General features: G+C 63.5%; 16 protein-coding genes and 1 pseudogene. 14 read left to right on the top strand and 3 right to left on the bottom strand.

The window, feature by feature from the left end; translation table 11 throughout:
- The 5 genes from AB0H22_RS06200 to ttfA all read left to right on the top strand — a co-directional run bounded on the left by AB0H22_RS06200 (position 1) and on the right by ttfA (position 5,636).
- Positions 1-510 carry an SRPBCC domain-containing protein gene (locus tag AB0H22_RS06200; RefSeq protein ID WP_358145493.1) on the top strand — a complete coding sequence of 170 codons (510 nt, stop codon included), beginning with the start codon at positions 1-3 and terminating at the stop codon, positions 508-510.
- Between the two features lie 37 nt (positions 511-547).
- Complete coding sequence (locus tag AB0H22_RS06195) at positions 548-1,084, top strand: SRPBCC domain-containing protein (RefSeq protein WP_358145491.1); 537 nt, start codon at positions 548-550, stop codon at positions 1,082-1,084.
- A gap of 39 nt (positions 1,085-1,123) precedes the next feature.
- Positions 1,124-2,041: an SRPBCC domain-containing protein gene (locus AB0H22_RS06190; protein ID WP_358145489.1), complete on the top strand. Its 918-nt coding sequence runs from the start codon at positions 1,124-1,126 to the stop codon at positions 2,039-2,041.
- Between the two features lie 141 nt (positions 2,042-2,182).
- Positions 2,183-4,729 carry an ATP-dependent chaperone ClpB gene (clpB, locus tag AB0H22_RS06185; RefSeq protein WP_358145487.1) on the top strand — a complete coding sequence of 849 codons (2,547 nt, stop codon included), beginning with the start codon at positions 2,183-2,185 and terminating at the stop codon, positions 4,727-4,729.
- 169 nt (positions 4,730-4,898) lie between these two features.
- The gene (ttfA, locus tag AB0H22_RS06180) at positions 4,899-5,636 is read left to right on the top strand and encodes a trehalose monomycolate transport factor TtfA (RefSeq protein ID WP_180749134.1); all 738 of its coding nucleotides are present in this window, start codon (positions 4,899-4,901) and stop codon (positions 5,634-5,636) included.
- Here ttfA and AB0H22_RS06175 read toward each other — a convergent pair.
- Together AB0H22_RS06175 and AB0H22_RS06170 are read right to left on the bottom strand one after the other, a co-directional pair.
- Positions 5,633-8,431 (bottom strand): RND family transporter, encoded by a 2,799-nt coding sequence (locus tag AB0H22_RS06175; protein ID WP_358145485.1) that lies wholly within the window; start codon positions 8,429-8,431, stop codon positions 5,633-5,635. The two genes, ttfA and AB0H22_RS06175, sit on opposite strands and share 4 nt — an antisense overlap.
- The gene (locus AB0H22_RS06170; RefSeq protein WP_180749131.1) at positions 8,431-8,898 is read right to left on the bottom strand and encodes an MmpS family transport accessory protein; all 468 of its coding nucleotides are present in this window, start codon (positions 8,896-8,898) and stop codon (positions 8,431-8,433) included. The genes AB0H22_RS06175 and AB0H22_RS06170 overlap by 1 nt, the downstream gene beginning before the upstream one ends.
- 120 nt (positions 8,899-9,018) lie before the next feature.
- On the opposite strand from AB0H22_RS06170, the gene AB0H22_RS06165 reads away from it, so the two are divergent.
- From AB0H22_RS06165 to AB0H22_RS06140, 6 genes are read left to right on the top strand one after another with little or no spacing between them, the layout of a single operon-like run.
- A complete protein-coding gene (locus AB0H22_RS06165; protein ID WP_180749129.1) occupies positions 9,019-9,816 on the top strand; it encodes an SDR family oxidoreductase in 798 nt (265 codons plus the stop codon).
- A gap of 1 nt (position 9,817) precedes the next feature.
- Positions 9,818-10,363, top strand: a complete 546-nt coding sequence (pyrE, locus tag AB0H22_RS06160; protein WP_219602886.1) for an orotate phosphoribosyltransferase — start codon at positions 9,818-9,820, stop codon at positions 10,361-10,363.
- On the top strand, positions 10,360-11,262 hold the full coding sequence (locus AB0H22_RS06155) for a hypothetical protein (RefSeq protein ID WP_358145482.1): 903 nt from the start codon (positions 10,360-10,362) through the stop codon (positions 11,260-11,262). Before pyrE ends, AB0H22_RS06155 begins: the two co-directional genes overlap by 4 nt.
- Positions 11,255-11,947, top strand: a complete 693-nt coding sequence (locus AB0H22_RS06150; RefSeq protein WP_358145480.1) for an RNA methyltransferase — start codon at positions 11,255-11,257, stop codon at positions 11,945-11,947. Before AB0H22_RS06155 ends, AB0H22_RS06150 begins: the two co-directional genes overlap by 8 nt.
- 31 nt (positions 11,948-11,978) lie before the next feature.
- Positions 11,979-13,076 carry a glycoside hydrolase family 76 protein gene (locus AB0H22_RS06145; RefSeq protein WP_180749121.1) on the top strand — a complete coding sequence of 366 codons (1,098 nt, stop codon included), beginning with the start codon at positions 11,979-11,981 and terminating at the stop codon, positions 13,074-13,076.
- A 26-nt stretch (positions 13,077-13,102) separates the two neighbouring features.
- Positions 13,103-13,534: a thioesterase family protein gene (locus AB0H22_RS06140; protein WP_358145478.1), complete on the top strand. Its 432-nt coding sequence runs from the start codon at positions 13,103-13,105 to the stop codon at positions 13,532-13,534.
- Here AB0H22_RS06140 and AB0H22_RS06135 read toward each other — a convergent pair.
- On the bottom strand, positions 13,531-14,226 hold the full coding sequence (locus AB0H22_RS06135) for a VTT domain-containing protein (protein WP_180749118.1): 696 nt from the start codon (positions 14,224-14,226) through the stop codon (positions 13,531-13,533). The two genes, AB0H22_RS06140 and AB0H22_RS06135, sit on opposite strands and share 4 nt — an antisense overlap.
- A 114-nt stretch (positions 14,227-14,340) precedes the next feature.
- On the opposite strand from AB0H22_RS06135, the gene fbaA reads away from it, so the two are divergent.
- The 3 genes and pseudogenes from fbaA to AB0H22_RS06120 all read left to right on the top strand — a co-directional run.
- The gene (gene fbaA / locus AB0H22_RS06130; RefSeq protein WP_358145476.1) at positions 14,341-15,384 is read left to right on the top strand and encodes a class II fructose-bisphosphate aldolase; all 1,044 of its coding nucleotides are present in this window, start codon (positions 14,341-14,343) and stop codon (positions 15,382-15,384) included.
- 81 nt (positions 15,385-15,465) lie between these two features.
- The gene (locus AB0H22_RS06125; RefSeq protein WP_358145474.1) at positions 15,466-15,960 is read left to right on the top strand and encodes a hypothetical protein; all 495 of its coding nucleotides are present in this window, start codon (positions 15,466-15,468) and stop codon (positions 15,958-15,960) included.
- A 346-nt stretch (positions 15,961-16,306) separates the two neighbouring features.
- Positions 16,307-18,572, top strand: a pseudogene (locus AB0H22_RS06120) (hypothetical protein); the annotation flags it as partial.

Genomic DNA, 18,572 nt, shown 5'->3' with positions numbered 1-18,572 from the left:
GTGGGCGATCTGAAAGACCCGACGGATGTCGTCGCCGATTTCTTCTATCCGCACCCTCCCGAGCGCGTGTGGGGTGTGCTGGTCAACCCCGAAGTCATGGGGGACTGGTTCGTCGAACAGGTGGGGTTCCGTCCTGTGGCGGGTACGCGGTTCCGGCTCGTCGACTTTCCCGTGCCGATTGCCAATTATTCCGGGGCAATCGCCTCTGAGGTATTGGTGGCTACGCGGAACGAAACGCTGGCCATCGCCTGGTGGGATACGAAGTCGCCCGAGCCGGTGACCTGGAGAACGATGTGGACATTATGCGCGGTGCCGAACGGCACCATGGTGACCTTGAGTCGGCCCGCCTTCGGCAGCGATGATCCTGCGCTGCGCAGGATGGCGGCGCTCTCCGATCGATTCTGGCCGACCGCGATGGCGAAACTCGGGCGTCTGATCGATCGTGCAGCGACTGCCCCAGCTGGTGAGGGCGGCGTTGAGCGCTCGTGCGGCCCGAGTTTGCCTGGCTAACATATGAGAACACAGCGGTGACCCAGATTCATGGGGTATGAAAGGTAACCCCATGAATCTGGAGAATGCCGTGCCCGACGACGAGAACGACATCGCCACCATCATGTTCGACCAGTTCTATCCGCATCCGCCCGAGCGCGTGTGGAAAGTGCTGGCGTGTCCAGATGCCATGGAGGAATGGCTGATGGACCCCATTGGATTTCGGCCGCAGGTAGGAACCCGTTTCCGCTTCAATGCCTTTCCCTTGCCGATGGCCGACTTTTCGGGGGCGCTGTCGTGTGAGGTGCTTGCGGCTACCCCAAACAGAGTGCTGTCGATCCGCTGGTGGGATATGAAATCGTCGAAACCAACGGTCTGGACGGTGACCTGGACGCTGCACGAGGTTCCGGGCGGCACCATGGTGGCGCTGCGTCACGACGGCTTCGATCGGGGCGATTCCGGCGCGCGTGTGTATCGGACGATCTCCGAGCGCGGTTGGCCAGGGACGATGGGCAGGCTCGGTCGATGTATCGACAGTGCATCGGCCGATGGTCACCGGCCGCCGCGCTGTTTGGTGACGGATGTATCCGCCTGATCGACCACATGCGTCACGCAACTGCGGTATCCCAGGGGTATGACCGAGCTACGGGATGACCCGACATCGGTGACGGTTGGGCAGTTCTACCCGTATCCGGCCGACCAGGTGTGGCGCGCCATCACGTCGGCCGCTTCGATCTCCGACTGGACGACTGATCTTCACGAGGACTCCGTGGAGATCGGTAAGTCGTTCTCATTCACCACCTTCCCGATGCCGGAGGTTAACTTCAGCGGTCGCGGCGAGTGCGAGTTCACCTCGGTCGTGCCCAACGAGCGCATGGCATACCGATTCACCACGCCCGAGAAGTCCTGGGATTTGCAGGTCACCTGGACGCTTCATTCCGAGCCAGGTGGGACGCGGTTACTAGTCGTGCACAACGGATTTGACGTTGCGTATCCAGCCCACGGGCGGCTTCGCGTGCTCGTTCGGGATATCTGGGTGTTGGTCATGTCGCGTATCGGGGAGCTGTTGGGCGTCCCGGAACTCGGTGAGGATCCTCCGCCCGACGATGCGACGTCATTCAGCCTGGGCGAGTTCTATGACTACTCGCCACAAACGGTATGGCAGGTCATCACCTCGAAGGAGTTTGTCAGCGACCTGGTGAACGAAAGCGATCTGGGGTCGGTGGAGAAAGGCAGCCGGCTGTCCGTGGCCACCTACCCGGTCCCGCTCATCGGGTTCAACGGGAAGGTCGATATGGAGTTTCTGGAGGTGCGCGAGCCCGAGCTCATCGCGTGCACCTTCGAGATCCCCATCATGGGGAGTATCACCACTCTCCAGATGACCTGGCGATTGCGGCCGAGGGACGGCGGAACCCAACTGTGGTTCACGCTGAGTGGATTCGACCCCGGGTCCCATCTCAACCGCCAGCTCCGTTCGGTTCTGCGGGGCGGAGCGCTTCCGGTGTTGTCGAGAGTCGGCGAGCTGCTTGAGGGGCGCGGCCACCGGGTGTGATCTCCGATTCGGTTCGGCGCACCCCTCATTGTGATGAGGTAGACACGGCCTCGGGAACTTTTCTAAAGTTGAGCGGAACAGACTCAAGGTTTGGGACGTTAGACGTACTGATAAGCATTTCTCTCAACTAACGGAGGTGTTGTGGACTCGTTCAATCCGACCACGAAAACCCAGGCCGCGCTGACAGCTGCCCTTCAGGCGGCGACGACGGCAGGCAACCCTGAAATCCGTCCCGCACACCTGCTGGTGGCGCTGCTGAGCCAGACCGATGGCATCGCCGCGCCGCTTCTGCAGGCTGTGGGCGTCGACCCCGCGACCGTACGTAACGAGGCGCAAGCCATCGCCGACCGGCTTCCTCAGGTCAGCAATGCCAGCGCCAACCCGCAGCTTTCGCGCGACTCCATTGCTGCGATCACCACGGCGCAGCAGCTCGCCACCGAGCTCAACGACGAGTACGTATCCACTGAGCACCTGCTCGTCGGATTGGCCACCGGTGATTCCGATATCGCCAAGCTGCTCAGCAACAACGGCGCCACCTCGCACGCGCTACGTGATGCCTTTGTACAGGTGCGCGGCAGCGGCCGGGTGACCAGCGCCGAGCCCGAGGCGACGTTCCAGGCGCTGGAGAAGTACTCCACCGACCTGACCGCACTTGCCCGCGAAGGCAAGCTTGACCCGGTGATCGGTCGCGATACCGAGATCCGCCGCGTCGTACAGGTTCTCAGCCGCCGTACCAAAAACAATCCGGTACTGATCGGTGAGCCCGGTGTCGGTAAGACCGCGATCGTCGAGGGCTTGGCGCAGCGCATCGTCGCCGGCGATGTACCAGAGAGCCTGCGCGGCAAGACTGTTGTCTCGCTGGACCTGGGCTCGATGGTCGCCGGGGCGAAGTACCGGGGTGAGTTTGAGGAACGGCTCAAGGCCGTCCTGGATGAGATCAAGAACTCTGCGGGACAACTGGTTACGTTCATCGACGAGCTGCACACGATCGTGGGTGCGGGCGCGACCGGTGAGTCGGCGATGGACGCCGGCAACATGATCAAGCCCATGCTGGCCCGCGGCGAGCTGCGCTTGGTCGGTGCCACCACCCTCGACGAGTACCGCAAGTACATCGAGAAGGACGCCGCATTGGAGCGTCGCTTTCAGCAGGTGTTGGTGGGCGAGCCCTCGGTGGAGGACACCGTAGGCATCCTGCGCGGGATCAAGGAGCGCTACGAGGTTCACCATGGCGTGCGGATCACCGACTCCGCTCTGGTGGCCGCCGCGACCCTGTCCGACCGGTACATCACCTCGCGCTTCCTGCCGGATAAGGCCATCGATCTGATCGATGAGGCCGGATCCCGCCTGCGCATGGAAATCGATTCGCGCCCTGTCGAAATCGACGAGGTCGAACGCGTCGTCCGCCGTCTCGAGATCGAGGAGATGGCGCTGACCAAGGAGGAGGACACCGCCTCCCAGCAGCGTCTGGAGAAGCTCCGCGAGGAGCTGGCCGATAAGAAAGAGCGGCTCGCCGAGCTGACCGCACGCTGGCAGAACGAGAAGAACGCCATCGATGCGGTCCGTGATCTCAAGGAGCAGTTGGAGACCCTGAAGGGTGAATCCGATCGCGCCGAGCGGGACGGCGATCTGGGGAAGGCCGCGGAGCTGCGCTACGGGCGCATCCCCGAGCTCGAGAAGCAACTGGAAGATGCTCTTCCCAGGGCAGAGGCGCGCGAAAGCGTCATGCTCAAGGAAGAGGTCGGTCCCGACGATGTTGCCGATGTCGTGTCGGCCTGGACCGGTATTCCGGCCGGCCGGCTCATGGAAGGCGAGACCGCCAAGCTGCTCCGCATGGAAGACGTGCTGGGCGCGCGAGTGGTGGGGCAAAAGGAAGCCGTCACTGCGGTTTCCGATGCGGTACGCCGCGCCCGGGCCGGTGTCGCCGACCCCAATCGGCCCACCGGTTCGTTCCTGTTCCTGGGGCCCACTGGTGTCGGCAAGACCGAGCTGGCCAAGGCACTTGCGGACTTCCTGTTCGACGACGAGCACGCCATGGTGCGTATCGACATGTCCGAGTACGGCGAAAAGCACTCGGTCGCAAGGCTTGTCGGTGCCCCACCCGGATACGTCGGATACGACGCCGGCGGCCAGCTGACCGAGGCGGTGCGGCGACGCCCGTACACAGTGGTGCTGTTCGACGAGGTCGAGAAGGCGCACCCGGACGTGTTCGACGTGCTGCTGCAGGTGCTCGACGAGGGACGTCTTACCGACGGCCAGGGCCGCACGGTGGACTTCCGGAACACCATCTTGATCCTCACCTCTAACCTGGGGTCCGGTGGTTCCGAGGAGCAGGTGATGGCGGCGGTGCGCGCAAAGTTCAAGCCGGAGTTCATTAACCGGCTCGACGATGTGCTCATCTTCGAGGGCCTCAACCCCGAGGAGCTGGTGCATATCGTCGACATCCAGCTGGGGCAGCTGCAGAAGCGGCTGGCGCAGCGCCAGCTCACCCTGGAGGTATCGGAGCCGGCCAAGAAATGGCTGGCCCATCGTGGGTTCGACCCGATCTATGGGGCGCGTCCGCTCCGGCGCCTGGTGCAACAGGCGATCGGCGACCAGCTGGCCAAGCTGCTGCTGGCAGGCGATGTGCACGATGGCGACGTCGTTCCGGTGAATGTCAGCGCCGACGGCGACTCGCTCATCTTGGGCTGACGCATTGGTTAGGTAGCCGCGAGTGTGCCGCTGCTGCGAGATTTCGGCTGATATCTCGCAGTGGGCGCACACTCGCGGCTCTGTCCTACCCATCACGGACCGGTAACTCTCGGTCACGATCCGAGCTCTCTGCGCGGCAGTTGGGCCAGTACCGGTTAGGCTGTCGCGGATGGCTCTGCTCTGGTTCACGCTGTCCGCACTTTGCTTCGTCTGTGCGGGCGTGCTGCTGTACGTGGATATCGGCCGCCGCCGCGGTCGCGGACATCGCCGGAAGGCGTGGGCGCGATCTCACGGGTTCGACTACATGGCGCAGGACAAAGAGGTAGTCAAGCGCTGGAACCGCGGCGTGATGTCGAGTGCGGGATCTGCAGCGGCCGCCAATGTGGTCCTCGGACAGATCCGTGGAGAAGCCGTCTACGTCTTCGACCTGGAGGATGTCGCGACCATCATCGCGCTGCACCGCAAGGTTGGCACGAACGTCATGGTGGACCTGCGGCTCAAGGTCATGCAGGAGCCCCGCGAATCCGATATCTGGCTGCTGGGGGCCATCGGGCCGCGCATGGTGTACTCCACCAACCTGGATGCCGCCCGTCGGGCCTGCGACCGGCGCATGGTCACTTTCGCCCACACCGCGCCCGAAGCGGCCGAGGTCTTGTGGAACGAACAGCACTGGACGCTGGCCGCGCTACCCGTCAACAGCTCACGCGAGCATTGGGACGAGGGGCTCAAGGCCGTCCGCCAGTTCAACGATCTGCTGCGGGTGTTGCCCCCGTCCGGTGAATCGGCTCCTTCGCCCATTCAGGCCGCGGAGCGGCCCAGCCGACCTATCGGGACCAACGCCCAGGCACAACGCGAGCAGCTCCAGCCGGCACCTGCGGTGCAAGGCGGCCAGCCCCAGGGTCGCTAGGCCCGTCGCCAGAGTTGGGTGATCGACAGCGGCCACCAGAACTTCTTGTCGAGGATGACTGCGAGCGTCGGCACCGTAAAGGTGCGCACCACAAAGGTGTCGATGATCAATCCCAGCCCGATGGTCGATCCCATCTGGGCGACATTGACCAGGCTGGATCCCATCATGGCGAACTGTGTCATCGCGAAGACCAGGCCCGCGGTGGTGACCACCCCGCCGGTGCCGGCGATGGAGCGGATGACACCCGTACGGACACCGACACCCATTTCTTCTTTGAAGCGCGAAGCGACCAGCAGGTTATAGTCGGCGCCCACGGAGATCAGGATCGCGAACACCGCGACCGGCACCGACCAATGCAGTTGGATGCCGAGCACGTGCTGCCAAATCACCAGGGCCAGACCGAGTGTGGAGCCAAAGGACACCAGTACCGAGCCGATGACGACGAGTGAGGCCACCAATCCGCGCAGCAGGAGCAGCACCACGGTGAAAATCACCGTGAGGCAGCCGACCATGATCAGCTTCTCATCGCGGTCGAGTATTGCGCGCATATCGCCGATTAGCGCTGCCGGGCCGGCGATTTCGATCACGCTACCTTCCAACCGAGTGCCTTTGAGCGCGTACTTCATCTCCGCGGCCAGGTCGCGGACGCGTTGGATGCCCTCGTCGCCGTAGCTGCTGCCGTTGCCGATGGCGATCATTCGGGTGGTGGTGCCGTCCTCGGAGAACATCATCTTCAGGTACGGCTTGAATCGCGGATCCGAGAGCATCTGTGCGGGGAAGTAGAAGTAATCTCCGGTTCCCGCGCTGCTACGGCCAAGGTCCTGCATGAGCGACGTCATGGTGTCCATCTGCGACATCATCTGCGACATTTGCTCATTGGTCTCGGTCATCAGGTCTTGCATCTCGGACATGGATGCGAGCATTTTGGGCATGGTTTGCGTCGCCTGGGCCAGACCCCCAGTCATCGACCCGGTGGTGTTGACGAGATCGCGCATCTGATCGGTGACATTGGACATGTTCTCGAAGTTGGACAACGCGGTCTGTGTGCCCGCGCACATCGGATCGGCGGCGCAGTTGGGCGTGGATTTCACCGCCTCCCGTGCAGGCCCCATCGTCGAATTAATTTGCGATTTCAGTTGATTCAGACTTGTCTGGATGGGCGCGGCGGCGGAGCTGAGCTGTTTGGCGCCCTGTTGCGCCTTACGCAATGTGCCCTGTAGGCCCTGTAGCGTCGACACCATTGAACCCATGTTCTCGTTCATTGTGCGCATCCGCTGCTGTCGCTGCTCCATCACAATCTTGTTCTGCGACATCATCGTTCCGGCCATCCCCACGCTGTACATGAGCGAGGTTTGATCCATAGGCGTTCCCCCAGGCCGGGTGATCCACTGCACCGAGGCCACACTGTCCAGCTTGGTGATCTGTTGTGCAGCCTTTTCCAACAGCCCGATGTTGGCAGAGGTGCGTAGATCCTCGGGGGAGCGGATCAAGATCATGTCTGGGTTCATCTGCCCGGCGGGGAAATGCTTTTGAATCGCGATCATACCGGCCGCGCTGGGCATGTCTTTCGGAATGAATTGCAGCTCATCGTAATTAAATGATGCGCTGGGTATCACCATCATGAGCATGATGAGAAATGAGAACGTGCCCACGAATATCGGTTTGGGCCAACGCGCCACCCGGATGCCGATGCGGCGCCACAGCCGGGTTGAGCGGATGGTCGACCTGGGCTCGAACCAGCCGAACCTACGCGCTCCGATCAGTAGCGCGCCAGGAGTCACCGTCACGGCGGACAGTGCGGTGAAGATCATCGTGAGGGCGCCGGGAACGCCCATCGATTTCATCATGTCGAGCTGCGCGAAACTCATACAAGACAAGGCGCCTGCGACCGTCAATCCGGACGCGATCACAACCGGCGCCACACCTCGATAACTGGCGCGGAACGCATCGTCGACGCTGAGGCCGCTGCGTCGGCCCTCTTGATAACGACCGATGAAGAAGATGGAGTAGTCGGTACCTGCGCCTAGCGCGAGGGCGCCCATTAACGCGTTGGTCATCATGGATGTGGGAATCAGCCCCGCCAGGGTGAGGAAACTGGCAATCGGGGTCGCGATTCCGACGGCGACGCCGACTGTTATCAGTGGCAAGAACGCGACCACGAGCGAGCGGTACACCAGCAGCAACAGACCGCCGACCAGAAGAAGCGACAGCCCGCCGATGACCACGGTGTCCCGCATTATCGTAGTGATCTGGTCGGCGGCGGCCTGGCTGGTTCCAGTGGCATAAATCGTTGTACCCGAAGGCTTCTCGATCTCGTCGATGATGCGCTGCACGGCCTGGGCAGACTCCATAGCCTTGGGGCCGCCAACCTCCCCGGCCAATGACAGCTGCGCGAGCGCAACCTTCTTGTCGGGGCTTTCGCTCGCGGCCGCGAACTGGGGATCAGACCACATGTCCATCCCGGGTTCCACATGAGCGGTGTCGGCCTTGAGCTTCTTCATCAGTTCGGCCCGAAACGCACGGTCTGCGTCGGTGAAGGGTTGATCCTTCTCGACGACGATGGCCGCGGTGTTATTGGATTCCGATTCACCGAACGCCTTGGCCATGTGCTTGAGACTCAACCCGGACTGGGTGTTGGTCGGCATCATGGGGCTGCCGTGCGTCCGGGCGAGTTCTTCGAGGTTGGGCGCCGATGCCATCAGCCCACCGGCCACCAGCATCAAGAGCCCGATGAGCAATCCGGCGTGCCTGCTGATGACGCCGGCGAAGCGGCCGAATATGGGACTGTCGTGCATTAGGGCTGCCTCACCGGTTCGAGTTTTTGGAAAGCCACGAGATTGCAGCTGACCGAGGGATCACGGCCGGTGTCGGTCTTCTCGTCGGCCACCTTGCCGTCGACGGTGATGCGACAGGTGACGGTATCCGCTGACAACGCGGTGATACCGGCTGCGAAACCAAAGTCATTGGTGGTCACGCTGGTTCGCCACGGCGCCACGCCGGTAAAGAGCTTGGATTGACCCTTCTCGTCCAGGTAGGACACCGTGATGGGCTTGCCGCCGCTAGACACCTCATAGGTGACCGTTTTCGGCTGGCTCAGCGACAGCATGCTCGCGGGGCGCGCGGTGGGGGTGGCGGCGGTATCGGGCAGCGCGACCTTTGGGGAAGTGATCATGTACGTCCCAGCGGCTATCCACAGCGCGATCAGCACCGGGTAGACCCAGCGCTGATGTTCGGTGAGCCATCGCACCATCCGATCGAACATGTCGGGATGCTAGCAACGCTTGTTTGGGCTAGCACCAGTTTCCGGACAAATTGTATTAGAAACTAATAGTACTAGTTACTTGAGATAGGCTCCTGGCCGTTATCGGTAGGCTGACCAACCATGGCCGGCCCCATTTCGACGCCCGCGCGTGCGACTGCGCTCATCACGGGTCCCACCTCAGGTTTGGGTGCTGGATTCGCCCGCAAGTACGCCTCACAGGGGTACGGCGTGGTGCTGGTCGCCCGCGATGAGCAGCGGCTCAGTGCTCTCGCCGACGAACTCACCTGCCGGTATCGCGTCAACGCCGAGGTGTTGCCGACCGACCTGACGCAAGCGGCCGATCGCGCAAAGGTGGCCGAGCGTCTTTCCCAGGGCGTATCTGTTTTGGTGAACAACGCCGGGTTCGCCACTGCCGGCGAATTCTGGAAGGCATCGCCCGAGTTGCTGCACTCGCAGCTGGACGTCAACGTCACCGCTGTCATGGAGCTGACTCATGCGGCGCTCCCGCCGATGATCGATGCGGGTACCGGCACAGTGATCAATGTGGCCAGCGTGGCCGGCCTGCTCTCCGGCCGCGGTTCCACCTACACGGCATCCAAGGCGTGGGTGGTGTCCTTCACCGAGGGTCTGGCCAACGGTTTGGAGGGCACCGGAGTCGGTATGCACGTGCTGTGCCCGGGATTCATCCACACCGAGTTCCATGAGCGCGCCGGGATCGAGATGGACACCATCCCGGAGTTCATGTGGCTCAACGTGGACGACGTCGTCAACACCTGCCTGCAGGACATCGCAGCCGGGAAGGTGCTCAGTGTGCCCGGCCTCCAATACAAGACGCTAACCTCTCTGGGGCGTTTGGTACCAAGGAATTTGGTGCGGAAGTTCAACAATGTAATGGGACGTGGCCGTGGGAGAACCTGATCTGACAGTGCAAGACCGCGACGAATTGGCGGCCTTGGTCCGCGATATCGCTGTGGTGCACGGCAAGGTGACGTTGTCGTCCGGCAAGGAGGCCGACTACTACGTCGACCTGCGTCGCGCGACGCTGCACCATCGGGCGTCGGCCCTCATCGGGCGGTTGGTGCGGGAGCTGACCATCGACTGGGAATACGCGGGCGTGGGTGGGCTGACCCTCGGCGCCGACCCGGTGGCCACCGCGGTCATGCACGCGCCAGGCCGGCCCATCGACGCGTTCGTCGTGCGCAAATCGGTGAAAACCCATGGGATGCAGCGCTTGATCGAAGGCTTTGATATCACCGGGCAACGGGTGCTGGTGGTCGAGGACACCAGCACCACCGGCGGTTCGGCTCTCACTGCCGTGCGCGCGGTCCGCGAGGCCGGTGGAGAGGTCATTGGGGTGGCCACCGTGGTCGACCGTGACACCGGTGCTGCCGAGGCCATTCGCGCCGAGGGTGTGCCGTACCGGTTTGTGCTGGGACTGGCGGATCTCGGCCTGGCCGGATCGTGAGACTTCGGCGGGTATGCGCCGCCCTGCTCGCCACCACGCTCGTCGTGGCCGGATGCTCGAAAGACCCTGAGAAGCAGCTGGTTTACGGAGCGCAGGCGGCGCGGCTCGGTGAGACGCAGAACCTGCTGGGCTGGAATATCGGCGTCGCCAACCTGCGCTTCCAGAATGGGTACGTGCTGGTGGATGTCACCGGGGCGGCCGCCAGGCCGGGGGAGAAGCCGGCTGCCGCCGCGGATCTGCGCTTCGGGCTGTATGGGTCCTTATCGCATCCTCTCGAGGTTTCGGCATTGAACAGCTGTCGGGAGGTGAGCGACCTCGCGATCCATCCGCTTGCCGCGCCGACTCCCGAACAGCTCACCGGCACAGTCTGTCTGGGCCCCATGCAGAACCAGAGCGCCGTGCGGGGCGTGTACGTCTACTCGGCGAAAGACCGAATCGCAGGTAGCACCGTTGCCTACCCGGTGGCATATCCGATGGGTCTGCTGCCTACGCCCCAAAATGATTCCGGCCTGGTCATTACCACCAAGAGCATGGAGGCGTGGCGCGAGAGCGGACAGCAGCTCAGTCAGGCGGACCTCGGTGATCCGAATGCATTTATCGGTAACGGGTTTTCGCTCTTGGGTCTGAACATCTCGGGCCTCGCCGAGCGTTACCGCGATGAGTCGGCAGAGCGTGGCGGCCCGCTGATGGTGACGGTGGCACCCACGCGTCCTGGGGACGGTATCGCCCGCAGTTGCTCCATCTACGGGGCGTCGGTGCTGGTCCTGCCTGACGCGAAACTCAATGCGGTGCAGCTACAACCGTCGCTGTGTATGCAGGGTGAGATCAACGCCGCGGTGCTCGCCGGGACGCTCTCGGTGATCGGCACCCACGCCGCGGTCTGGACCAACCGTGAGTGAGGACTCTAAGGGCGCTAAGGACCATAAGGACAGGCCCACTGACCCTTCCCTGTGGGGTGCCACCGGAAACGGGGTAGGCCCCTGGGCCGTCGAACAGGGTCTACCGCTACCCGAGGATTCGCGTTACGACCCGGAGCTGCTACGCGACGGCGATGCGCGCAATGTTGTTGATGCCTATCGATATTGGCGACGCGAGGCGATCGTTGCCGATATCGATACCCGGCGACACCGGCTGCAGATCGCCATCGAGAATTTCGAGAACGACGCCAATATCGGGACGGTGGTGCGTACCGCTAATGCCTTCGCGGTGCAGACCGTGCACATCGTGGGTAAGCGCCGCTGGAACAGGCGCGGCGCCATGGTCACGGACCGCTACCAGCATTTGATGCACCACGACAGCACCGCGGAACTCATGCAGTACGCACAGCTCGCCGGCCTTACGGTGGTGGCTGTCGATAACGTGCCCGGGTCCGTGCCGCTGGAGACTGCTCCGCTGCCCGCAGACTGCCTGATGGTGTTCGGGCAGGAGGGGCCCGGTGTCACCGAGGCGACGAAAAATGGTGCAGTGATGACGGTTTCGATAGCGCAGTTTGGATCGACCCGCAGCATCAACGCCGGAGTGGCCGCGGGTATCGCCATGCACGCCTGGGTTCGTCAGCACGCCGACCTGAAGAAGGCGTGGTAGGTCCCGTCTCGACCGCGGATAGACTCTCCGCATGGATGTGCTGTGGGCCAACCGCGCCAGTAGCGCCGAAGCCGCAATCACCGCCAGACACTTCTCGTCGCTGTGGCATCTGCCGCGTATGCGTCTGGGCGTCGTCACCTGGCCGCCTGCGCCGGGCGCCAATTGGTTCAAGAACTGGCATTACTGGTGGCAGGCGCACCTGCAGGACTGCCTGATCGATGCTCAGCTGCGCGATCCGCGACCGGAGCGGCTCAAGCACATCGCGGATATGCAACGCGCACACCGGTTCCGCAATGTCGGCATGTGGACCAATCAGTACTACGACGATATGGCCTGGCTAGCCTTGGCAATGCAGCGTGCTTCCGAGCTCCTGGGCCTGGAGCGTCCCCGCGCGCTGAATCGCTTGCGGCAGCAGTTCCTCGATGCGTGGATGCCGCAGTACGGCGGTGGCATACCGTGGCGTAAACAGGACAAGTTCTTCAACACTCCTGCCAACGGACCGGCGGCAATCGTGTTGGCGCGCACCGGAAGGGTGTGGCGCGCCGAGGTGATGTCCGACTGGATCGACAAGACTCTCGTCGACCCCGAATCGCATCTGGTGATCGATGGCATACAGGAGGACGGCACGCTCGAGCGGGCCACCTACACCTACTGCCAAGGCGTGGTGCTCGGGCTGGAGACCGAGCTTGCCGTGCGGACCGGCGAACCGCGGCATGCCGAGCGCGTGCATCGGCTCGTCAACGCCGTCAGCGATCGGATGACGGAGGATGGCGTCATCAGCGGCAGCGGTGGCGGAGACGGTGGGCTGTTCAACGGCATTCTTGCCCGCTACCTGGCGCTGGTGGTCACGACGCTGCCCGAGAACAGCGCGCTGGATACGAGTGCCCGCGCTACTGCCCGCGACATCCTGCTGGCCTCCGCCGAGGCTGCCTGGGCCAATCGGTTGATCGTAGAGGACCTTCCGTTGTTCGGTGCGGATTGGACACGCACGGCGGATCTGCCGACCGCACATTCGCACGCATCCCGATTCGTCGCCGGCGCGGTCAATCCGTCGAAGGTGCCCGAGCGTGACCTGTCGGTGCAACTGTCCGGCTGGATGCTGCTCGAAGCCGCCCACTCTGTCGCATAACCGCTCACACAGAAGGAAGGCCTGACGTGGCGCGCGAGGATTTCAGTTTCTTTCATCCGCTGCGCGTGCGGTGGGCCGAGGTCGATATGCAGGGCGTGGTCTTCAACGCGCACTATCTGGCGTTCTTCGATGCCGCGCTCACCGAGTACTGGGCCGTTCTGACCGGTGCGCGCAATGCCACCGGCGACGGGGTTTTTGAGCATGTGTATGTGGTGAAGTCGGTCATCGACTATCACTCGCCCGCTCGCTTCGATGACGTTATCGATATCGGGGTCCGCATCGCCCGGATGGGTCGCGCGAGCATGACCTGTCATTTCGAAATTCACCGCGGTAGTGAACATCTCATCACCGGCGAGACCGTGTACGTACACGCGATCGACGGAGGATCTTCGCCGTTCCCAGGTGGCTTCCGGGACAAGGTGGCCGAATTCGAGAAGACCTCGGTGGACCAGAGCTAGGCCTCGGTCGGTGTCTCCGACTGTTTCGCGGCCTTGCGGCGCCGCATCCATTCGAAGAACATCGGGGCCACCGAGGCCAGCACGATCAGGATGAAGATCGGTTCGAGCAGCTTCTGAATGATCGCGAACTGACCTAGCCAATACCCGAGAAGGGTGAGGCCGGCACCCCACACCAGGGCTCCGAGGATGTTGTAGAGCGCGAAGATCGGGTAGCTCATTTTGGCCGCACCCGCGGTGATCGGTGCCAGGGTCCGCACGATCGGCACGAACCGGGCGATCACGATGGCGAATGGGCCGCGCTTCTCGAAGAAGGCGTGGGCCTCATCGAGGTAGATCTGCTTGAGGAACCGGGCGTCGGGTTTGAACATGGAGGTACCGATGCCGCGGCCGATCCAATAGCCAACCTGTCCGCCCAGGATGGCGGCGATGGGAACGAAGACCAACAGCTGCCAGAGCTGGAAGTTGGCCTGAGATGCGCCGTCGACCGCGGCGGCGGCCGTGCCCGCGGCCAGCATGCCGGCAACGAATAACAACGAGTCACCGGGCAGCACCGGGAACAGCACACCCGATTCCACGAAGATCACCACCAACAACCCCACTAGCGCCCAGGTGCCGAAGTGGCCGAGGAGCTTGATGGGGTCCAGGAAATCCGGCATCAGGGCGACGTTTGTGGTCGTGGCAAGCATTGTCACGCGGCCAACCCTACCGGCGGTATCTGTCCGCAACCTGGCTGGCTTATGGTGAGGGGCGATTTCAGTTGAACAAGCCTGCACAAGCCTGAACAAGCACTGACATGGAGGTCACCCGTGCCCATCGCGACGCCCGAGGTCTACGCGGAAATGCTGAACCGGGCCAAGGAGCATTCCTTTGCCTTCCCGGCAATCAACTGCACCTCGTCGGAAACCATCAACGCCGCGATCAAGGGTTTCGCCGACGCGGGTAGCGACGGCATCATCCAGTTCTCCACCGGTGGTGCTGAGTTCGGCTCGGGTCTGGGCATCAAGGACATGGTGACCGGTGCGGTCGCGCTGGCCGAGTTCGCGCATGTGGTGGCTGCCAAGTACGGCATCACCGTTGCGCTGCACACCGACCATTGCCCCAAGGACAAGCTGGATACGTATGTCCGTCCGCTGCTGGCCATCTCCCAGGAACGCGTCAACGCCGGCCAGGCCCCGCTGTTCCAGTCGCATATGTGGGACGGCTCGGCGGTGCCGATCGCCGAGAACCTGACCATCGCCCAGGAGCTGCTGGCCGCCGCCGTTAAGGCGCACATCATCCTTGAGGTCGAGATCGGCGTTGTCGGCGGCGAGGAGGATGGCGTCGAGGCCGAGATCAACGAGAAGCTGTACACCACCCCCGAGGACTTCGAGAAGACCGTCGACGCACTCGGCGCCGGGGACAAGGGCCGGTACCTTTTGGCCGCTACCTTCGGCAACGTGCACGGCGTGTACAAGCCCGGCAACGTCAAGCTCAAGCCCGAGGTGCTGGCCGAGGGCCAGCAGGTCGCCGCGGCCAAGCTCGGTCTGGCGGCGGGTTCCAAGCCGTTCGACTTCGTGTTCCACGGCGGCTCGGGCTCGCTGAAATCGGAGATCGAGGACTCGCTGCGCTACGGCGTGGTGAAGATGAACGTCGACACCGACACCCAGTACGCCTTCACCCGTCCGATCGCCGGGCATATGTTCGCCAACTACGACGGTGTACTCAAGGTCGACGGCGAGGTGGGCGACAAGAAGTCTTACGACCCGCGTGGCTACCTCAAGAAGGCCGAGGCCAACATGACCGAGCGTGTCATCGAGGCCTGCAACGACCTGAAGTCGGCGGGGCGGTCAGTCTCCGCAGGATTGGCGTAGTCGCTTTCGTTCTCCCGCCACCGGCCCACCACAAGTGGGACACTTCTGGCCGCAGATCTTGTTCGCGGAGAAGAGGGAATCGTGGCGACGCTGTGGCGGAAACTTGTGGCTGCCGGCCAACGGGTGGCCGGTGTCGTGGCCCTGCTCGCGCTAGCGGTCGCGGTGGCGGCGTTGGTGCTTACCCTCTGGTGGGGGCGAGGATCAGCCCAGGAGGACTACACCGAGGTACAGCGGACCAATGCGAAGGCGCAGGCGTGTGCCAACGCCGAACTTGTCCGGAATGCCGTTATGCAGAACACCAACCGCGCGCTCCCCGAGAACGCGGGCACGGTGGGGACGTTGGCCACCGCAGCCAACGCGCGGATCGCGCTTTTCAACGGCGGCCAGTACCTGTTGGCGCGACTGGATCCCGCGACGCCGCCCGATCTTGCGAACAATGTTCGGGAGTTCGGCAACGCGTTGATGGACGTAGGTGCCGCGGCCATTGCTGAGACACCGAACACCGACCCGAACCAGGCGCAGCGATTGAGCAAGGCCGACGAGCTGAGCAAGCACATCGTTGAACTCTGCAAGTAGTGCTATCTGACACGTGTGCAGTGATCTCGCTGTTTGTTCCCTTGATGTTTCGCTGCAGTCGTCGAATTCCTGGGACTCCCGATCCCAGTTGAGTGCCGCGTGGCAACGGCACTACATCCTTAGTAGACACGGTTCTCAATTGCTGCGTAGCTGACCCCTGAGTAAGGTTACTGGCAAACTAGTTAAAACTTCACTAAATTGAGTATTTATGCGTTTTCACATGGGCCTTTACTGTTTTCTCAGGTAACTTTCTTGCTTTCCAGCGCATGCTTGTGCGGCGAGGTCTAATCTCCGGTTACCGACCCACATTGGCGTGTGCCGGATGGTCAGGCAAGTGAGGCAGCCCATGCAGTTCTCGCGATCTAAGAGGGCCCTCGCAATATTTGCGACAACCGTCGTTGTCGCGGGCGGCAGTAGTTCGGTTTCCCGGGCGGTCATCGAGCAGCAGCGCTCACTATTCAGCGGCGACGCCAGCCTGGCGGCGCTCTCGGGTGCCTGGTCTGAGGGCGCAGTCGTGCCAAGCTCGGGGCCCGCGTCCGAGGCGCAGGGTTATGCGGACACCGCAGCTGGGGCGGCTGCGGTCGCCGATCTGATGGCGAAGGCCGCCGCAGACGCGGCTGCTCGTGCGGCGCTGCGCAAGGCTGAAGCAGACAAGGCCGCGGCGGATGCCGCGGCCAACCCGGCGGTCGCAGAGTTACAAGCGAAGGCCGAGGCCGCTGCCGCGGCCGCTGAACAAGCCCGTCATGACGCCGACAATGCCGCACAGGCAGCGCACGTGGCGCAGGCCGCTCTCGATGCGGCCGCGGCCAGCCAGATCAGCGCATCGGCCACTGCGGCGGCCAATGAGAAGGCCTACCAGGACGCGCAGGTCGCCGCCGCTGCGGCACTTGCTCAGCAGCAGGCAGCAGATGCCGCCAAGGCTGCCGCCGAGAAGGCCTTCGCCGATGCGCAGAGCCATGCGGCGGTGGGGGATAAGGCCTATCAAGACGCCAAGGCTGCACTGGATGCCGCCACGGCCCAGCAGCAGGCTGCGAATGCGGCGAAGGCTGCCGCCGACATTGCGTTGGCCGATGCGCAGGGCAAGGCGTCTGCCGCTTCCTTGGCCTTGGCCGACGCCGCTGCCGCCAAGACGGCGGCAGATAACGCTGCAGCAGATGCGTTGGCGGCCAAGACCACTGCGGATATCGAGCGCGCGAACGCCGCCAAGATCGCGCAGGATGCCGCTACGGCAAAGGATGCCGCCGCGCAAAGGGTCACCGATGCGGCGAAAGCCGCGGCTGATGCTGCGGTGGTCAAGGCTGCCGCCGAGAAGGCTTTTGTCGATGCGCAGAGCCATGCGGCGGTCGGGGATAGGGCCTATCAAGATGCCAAGGCTGCGCTGGATGCGGCCAGTGCGGACAAGGCCGCCAAGGATGCCGCCAAAGTTGCCGCTGACAAGGCACGCGCCGATGCCGACAAGATCGCGCAGGATGCCGCCGCAGCGGCGGCAACGGCTGCGGCTAACGACACAGCGGCGGCGGCAGCCTCGGATGCTGCAGCGGCGGCGAAGTCGGCTGCTGATGTGGCGTTGGCGGATGCGGGCAGGGTTGCTTCGGATGCTGCGGCGGCTAAGGATGCTGCTGCGCTGAAGGCTGTTGATGCGGCGAAGGCTTCTGTTGATGCGTTGGCGGCCAAGAACATTGCTGATGCCGCCTTGACGGATTCGCAGGCCAACGCATCGGCCGCCGCCTCGGCGTTGGCTGGTGCCACCGCAGCCAAGGCTGCCGCGGATGCCGATAAGTCGGTGAAGGATGCGGCGAAGTCGGCTGCTGATGTGGCGTTGGCGGATGCGGGGAGGGCTGCTTCGGATGCTGCGGCGGCCAAGGATGCTGCTGCGCTGAAGGCTGTTGATGCGGCGAAGGCTTCTGTTGATGCGTTGGCGGCCAAGAACATTGCTGATGTCGCATCGACGGACGCGCAGGCCAAGGCGGCGGCGAGCGAATCTGCATCGGCCGCCGCGACCGCCGCGAAAGTGGCTGCCGATCAGGCTGCTTCGGATGCGATGGCCGCCAAGACTGTTGCGGATCAGGTGGCGGGTCAGGCGAAGACTGTTGCGGATGCGGCCACCGCGGATAAGGCCGGAAAGGACGCGGCGAAGGTCGCCGCGGATGCCGATAAGTCGGTGAAGGATGCGGCGAAGTCGGCTGCTGATGTGGCGTTGGCGGATGCGGGGAGGGCTGCTTCGGATGCTGCGGCGGCCAAGGATGCTGCTGCGCTGAAGGCTGTTGATGCGACCAAGGCCGCTGCCGATGCTGCCGCGGTGAAGACGGCTGCTGCGACGGCTTTTGTCGAAGCGCAGAGTCATGCTGCGGTCGGCGATAGGACCTATCAGGATGCCAAGGCCGCGCTGGATGCGGCCAACGCTGATAAGACCACCAAGGATGTCGCCAAGACTGCCGCGGATGCGGCGTTGACGGATGCGCAGGGCAAGGTGGCGGCCAGTGATCGGGTGTTGGCGGATGCCACAGCGGCCAAGGTGGCTGCGGATCAGGCTGCGGCGGATGCGTTGGCTGCTAAGACTGTTGCGGATCAGGTGGCTGGTCAGGCGAAGTCGGTTGCGGATGCGGCGAATG

The sequence above is a fragment of the Mycobacterium sp. NPDC050853 genome (genome assembly GCF_040653875.1).
Classification (GTDB): Bacteria; Actinomycetota; Actinomycetes; order Mycobacteriales; family Mycobacteriaceae; genus Mycobacterium.
Note: the sequence above shows the minus strand (reverse complement) of the source record. Positions and strands in the feature narration are given on the sequence as shown.

What these genes read in the sequence shown, in the direction of transcription:
- AB0H22_RS06195 (WP_358145491.1), top strand. Translation starts at nt 548, where the DNA reads ATGAAAGGTAACCCCATGAATCTGGAGAATGCCGTGCCCGACGACGAG.
- AB0H22_RS06190 (WP_358145489.1), top strand. Translation starts at nt 1,124, where the DNA reads ATGACCGAGCTACGGGATGACCCGACATCGGTGACGGTTGGGCAGTTC.
- ttfA (WP_180749134.1), top strand. Translation starts at nt 4,899, where the DNA reads ATGGCTCTGCTCTGGTTCACGCTGTCCGCACTTTGCTTCGTCTGTGCG.
- AB0H22_RS06175 (WP_358145485.1), bottom strand. Translation starts at nt 8,431, where the DNA reads ATGCACGACAGTCCCATATTCGGCCGCTTCGCCGGCGTCATCAGCAGG.
- AB0H22_RS06170 (WP_180749131.1), bottom strand. Translation starts at nt 8,898, where the DNA reads ATGTTCGATCGGATGGTGCGATGGCTCACCGAACATCAGCGCTGGGTC.
- AB0H22_RS06165 (WP_180749129.1), top strand. Translation starts at nt 9,019, where the DNA reads ATGGCCGGCCCCATTTCGACGCCCGCGCGTGCGACTGCGCTCATCACG.
- AB0H22_RS06145 (WP_180749121.1), top strand. Translation starts at nt 11,979, where the DNA reads ATGGATGTGCTGTGGGCCAACCGCGCCAGTAGCGCCGAAGCCGCAATC.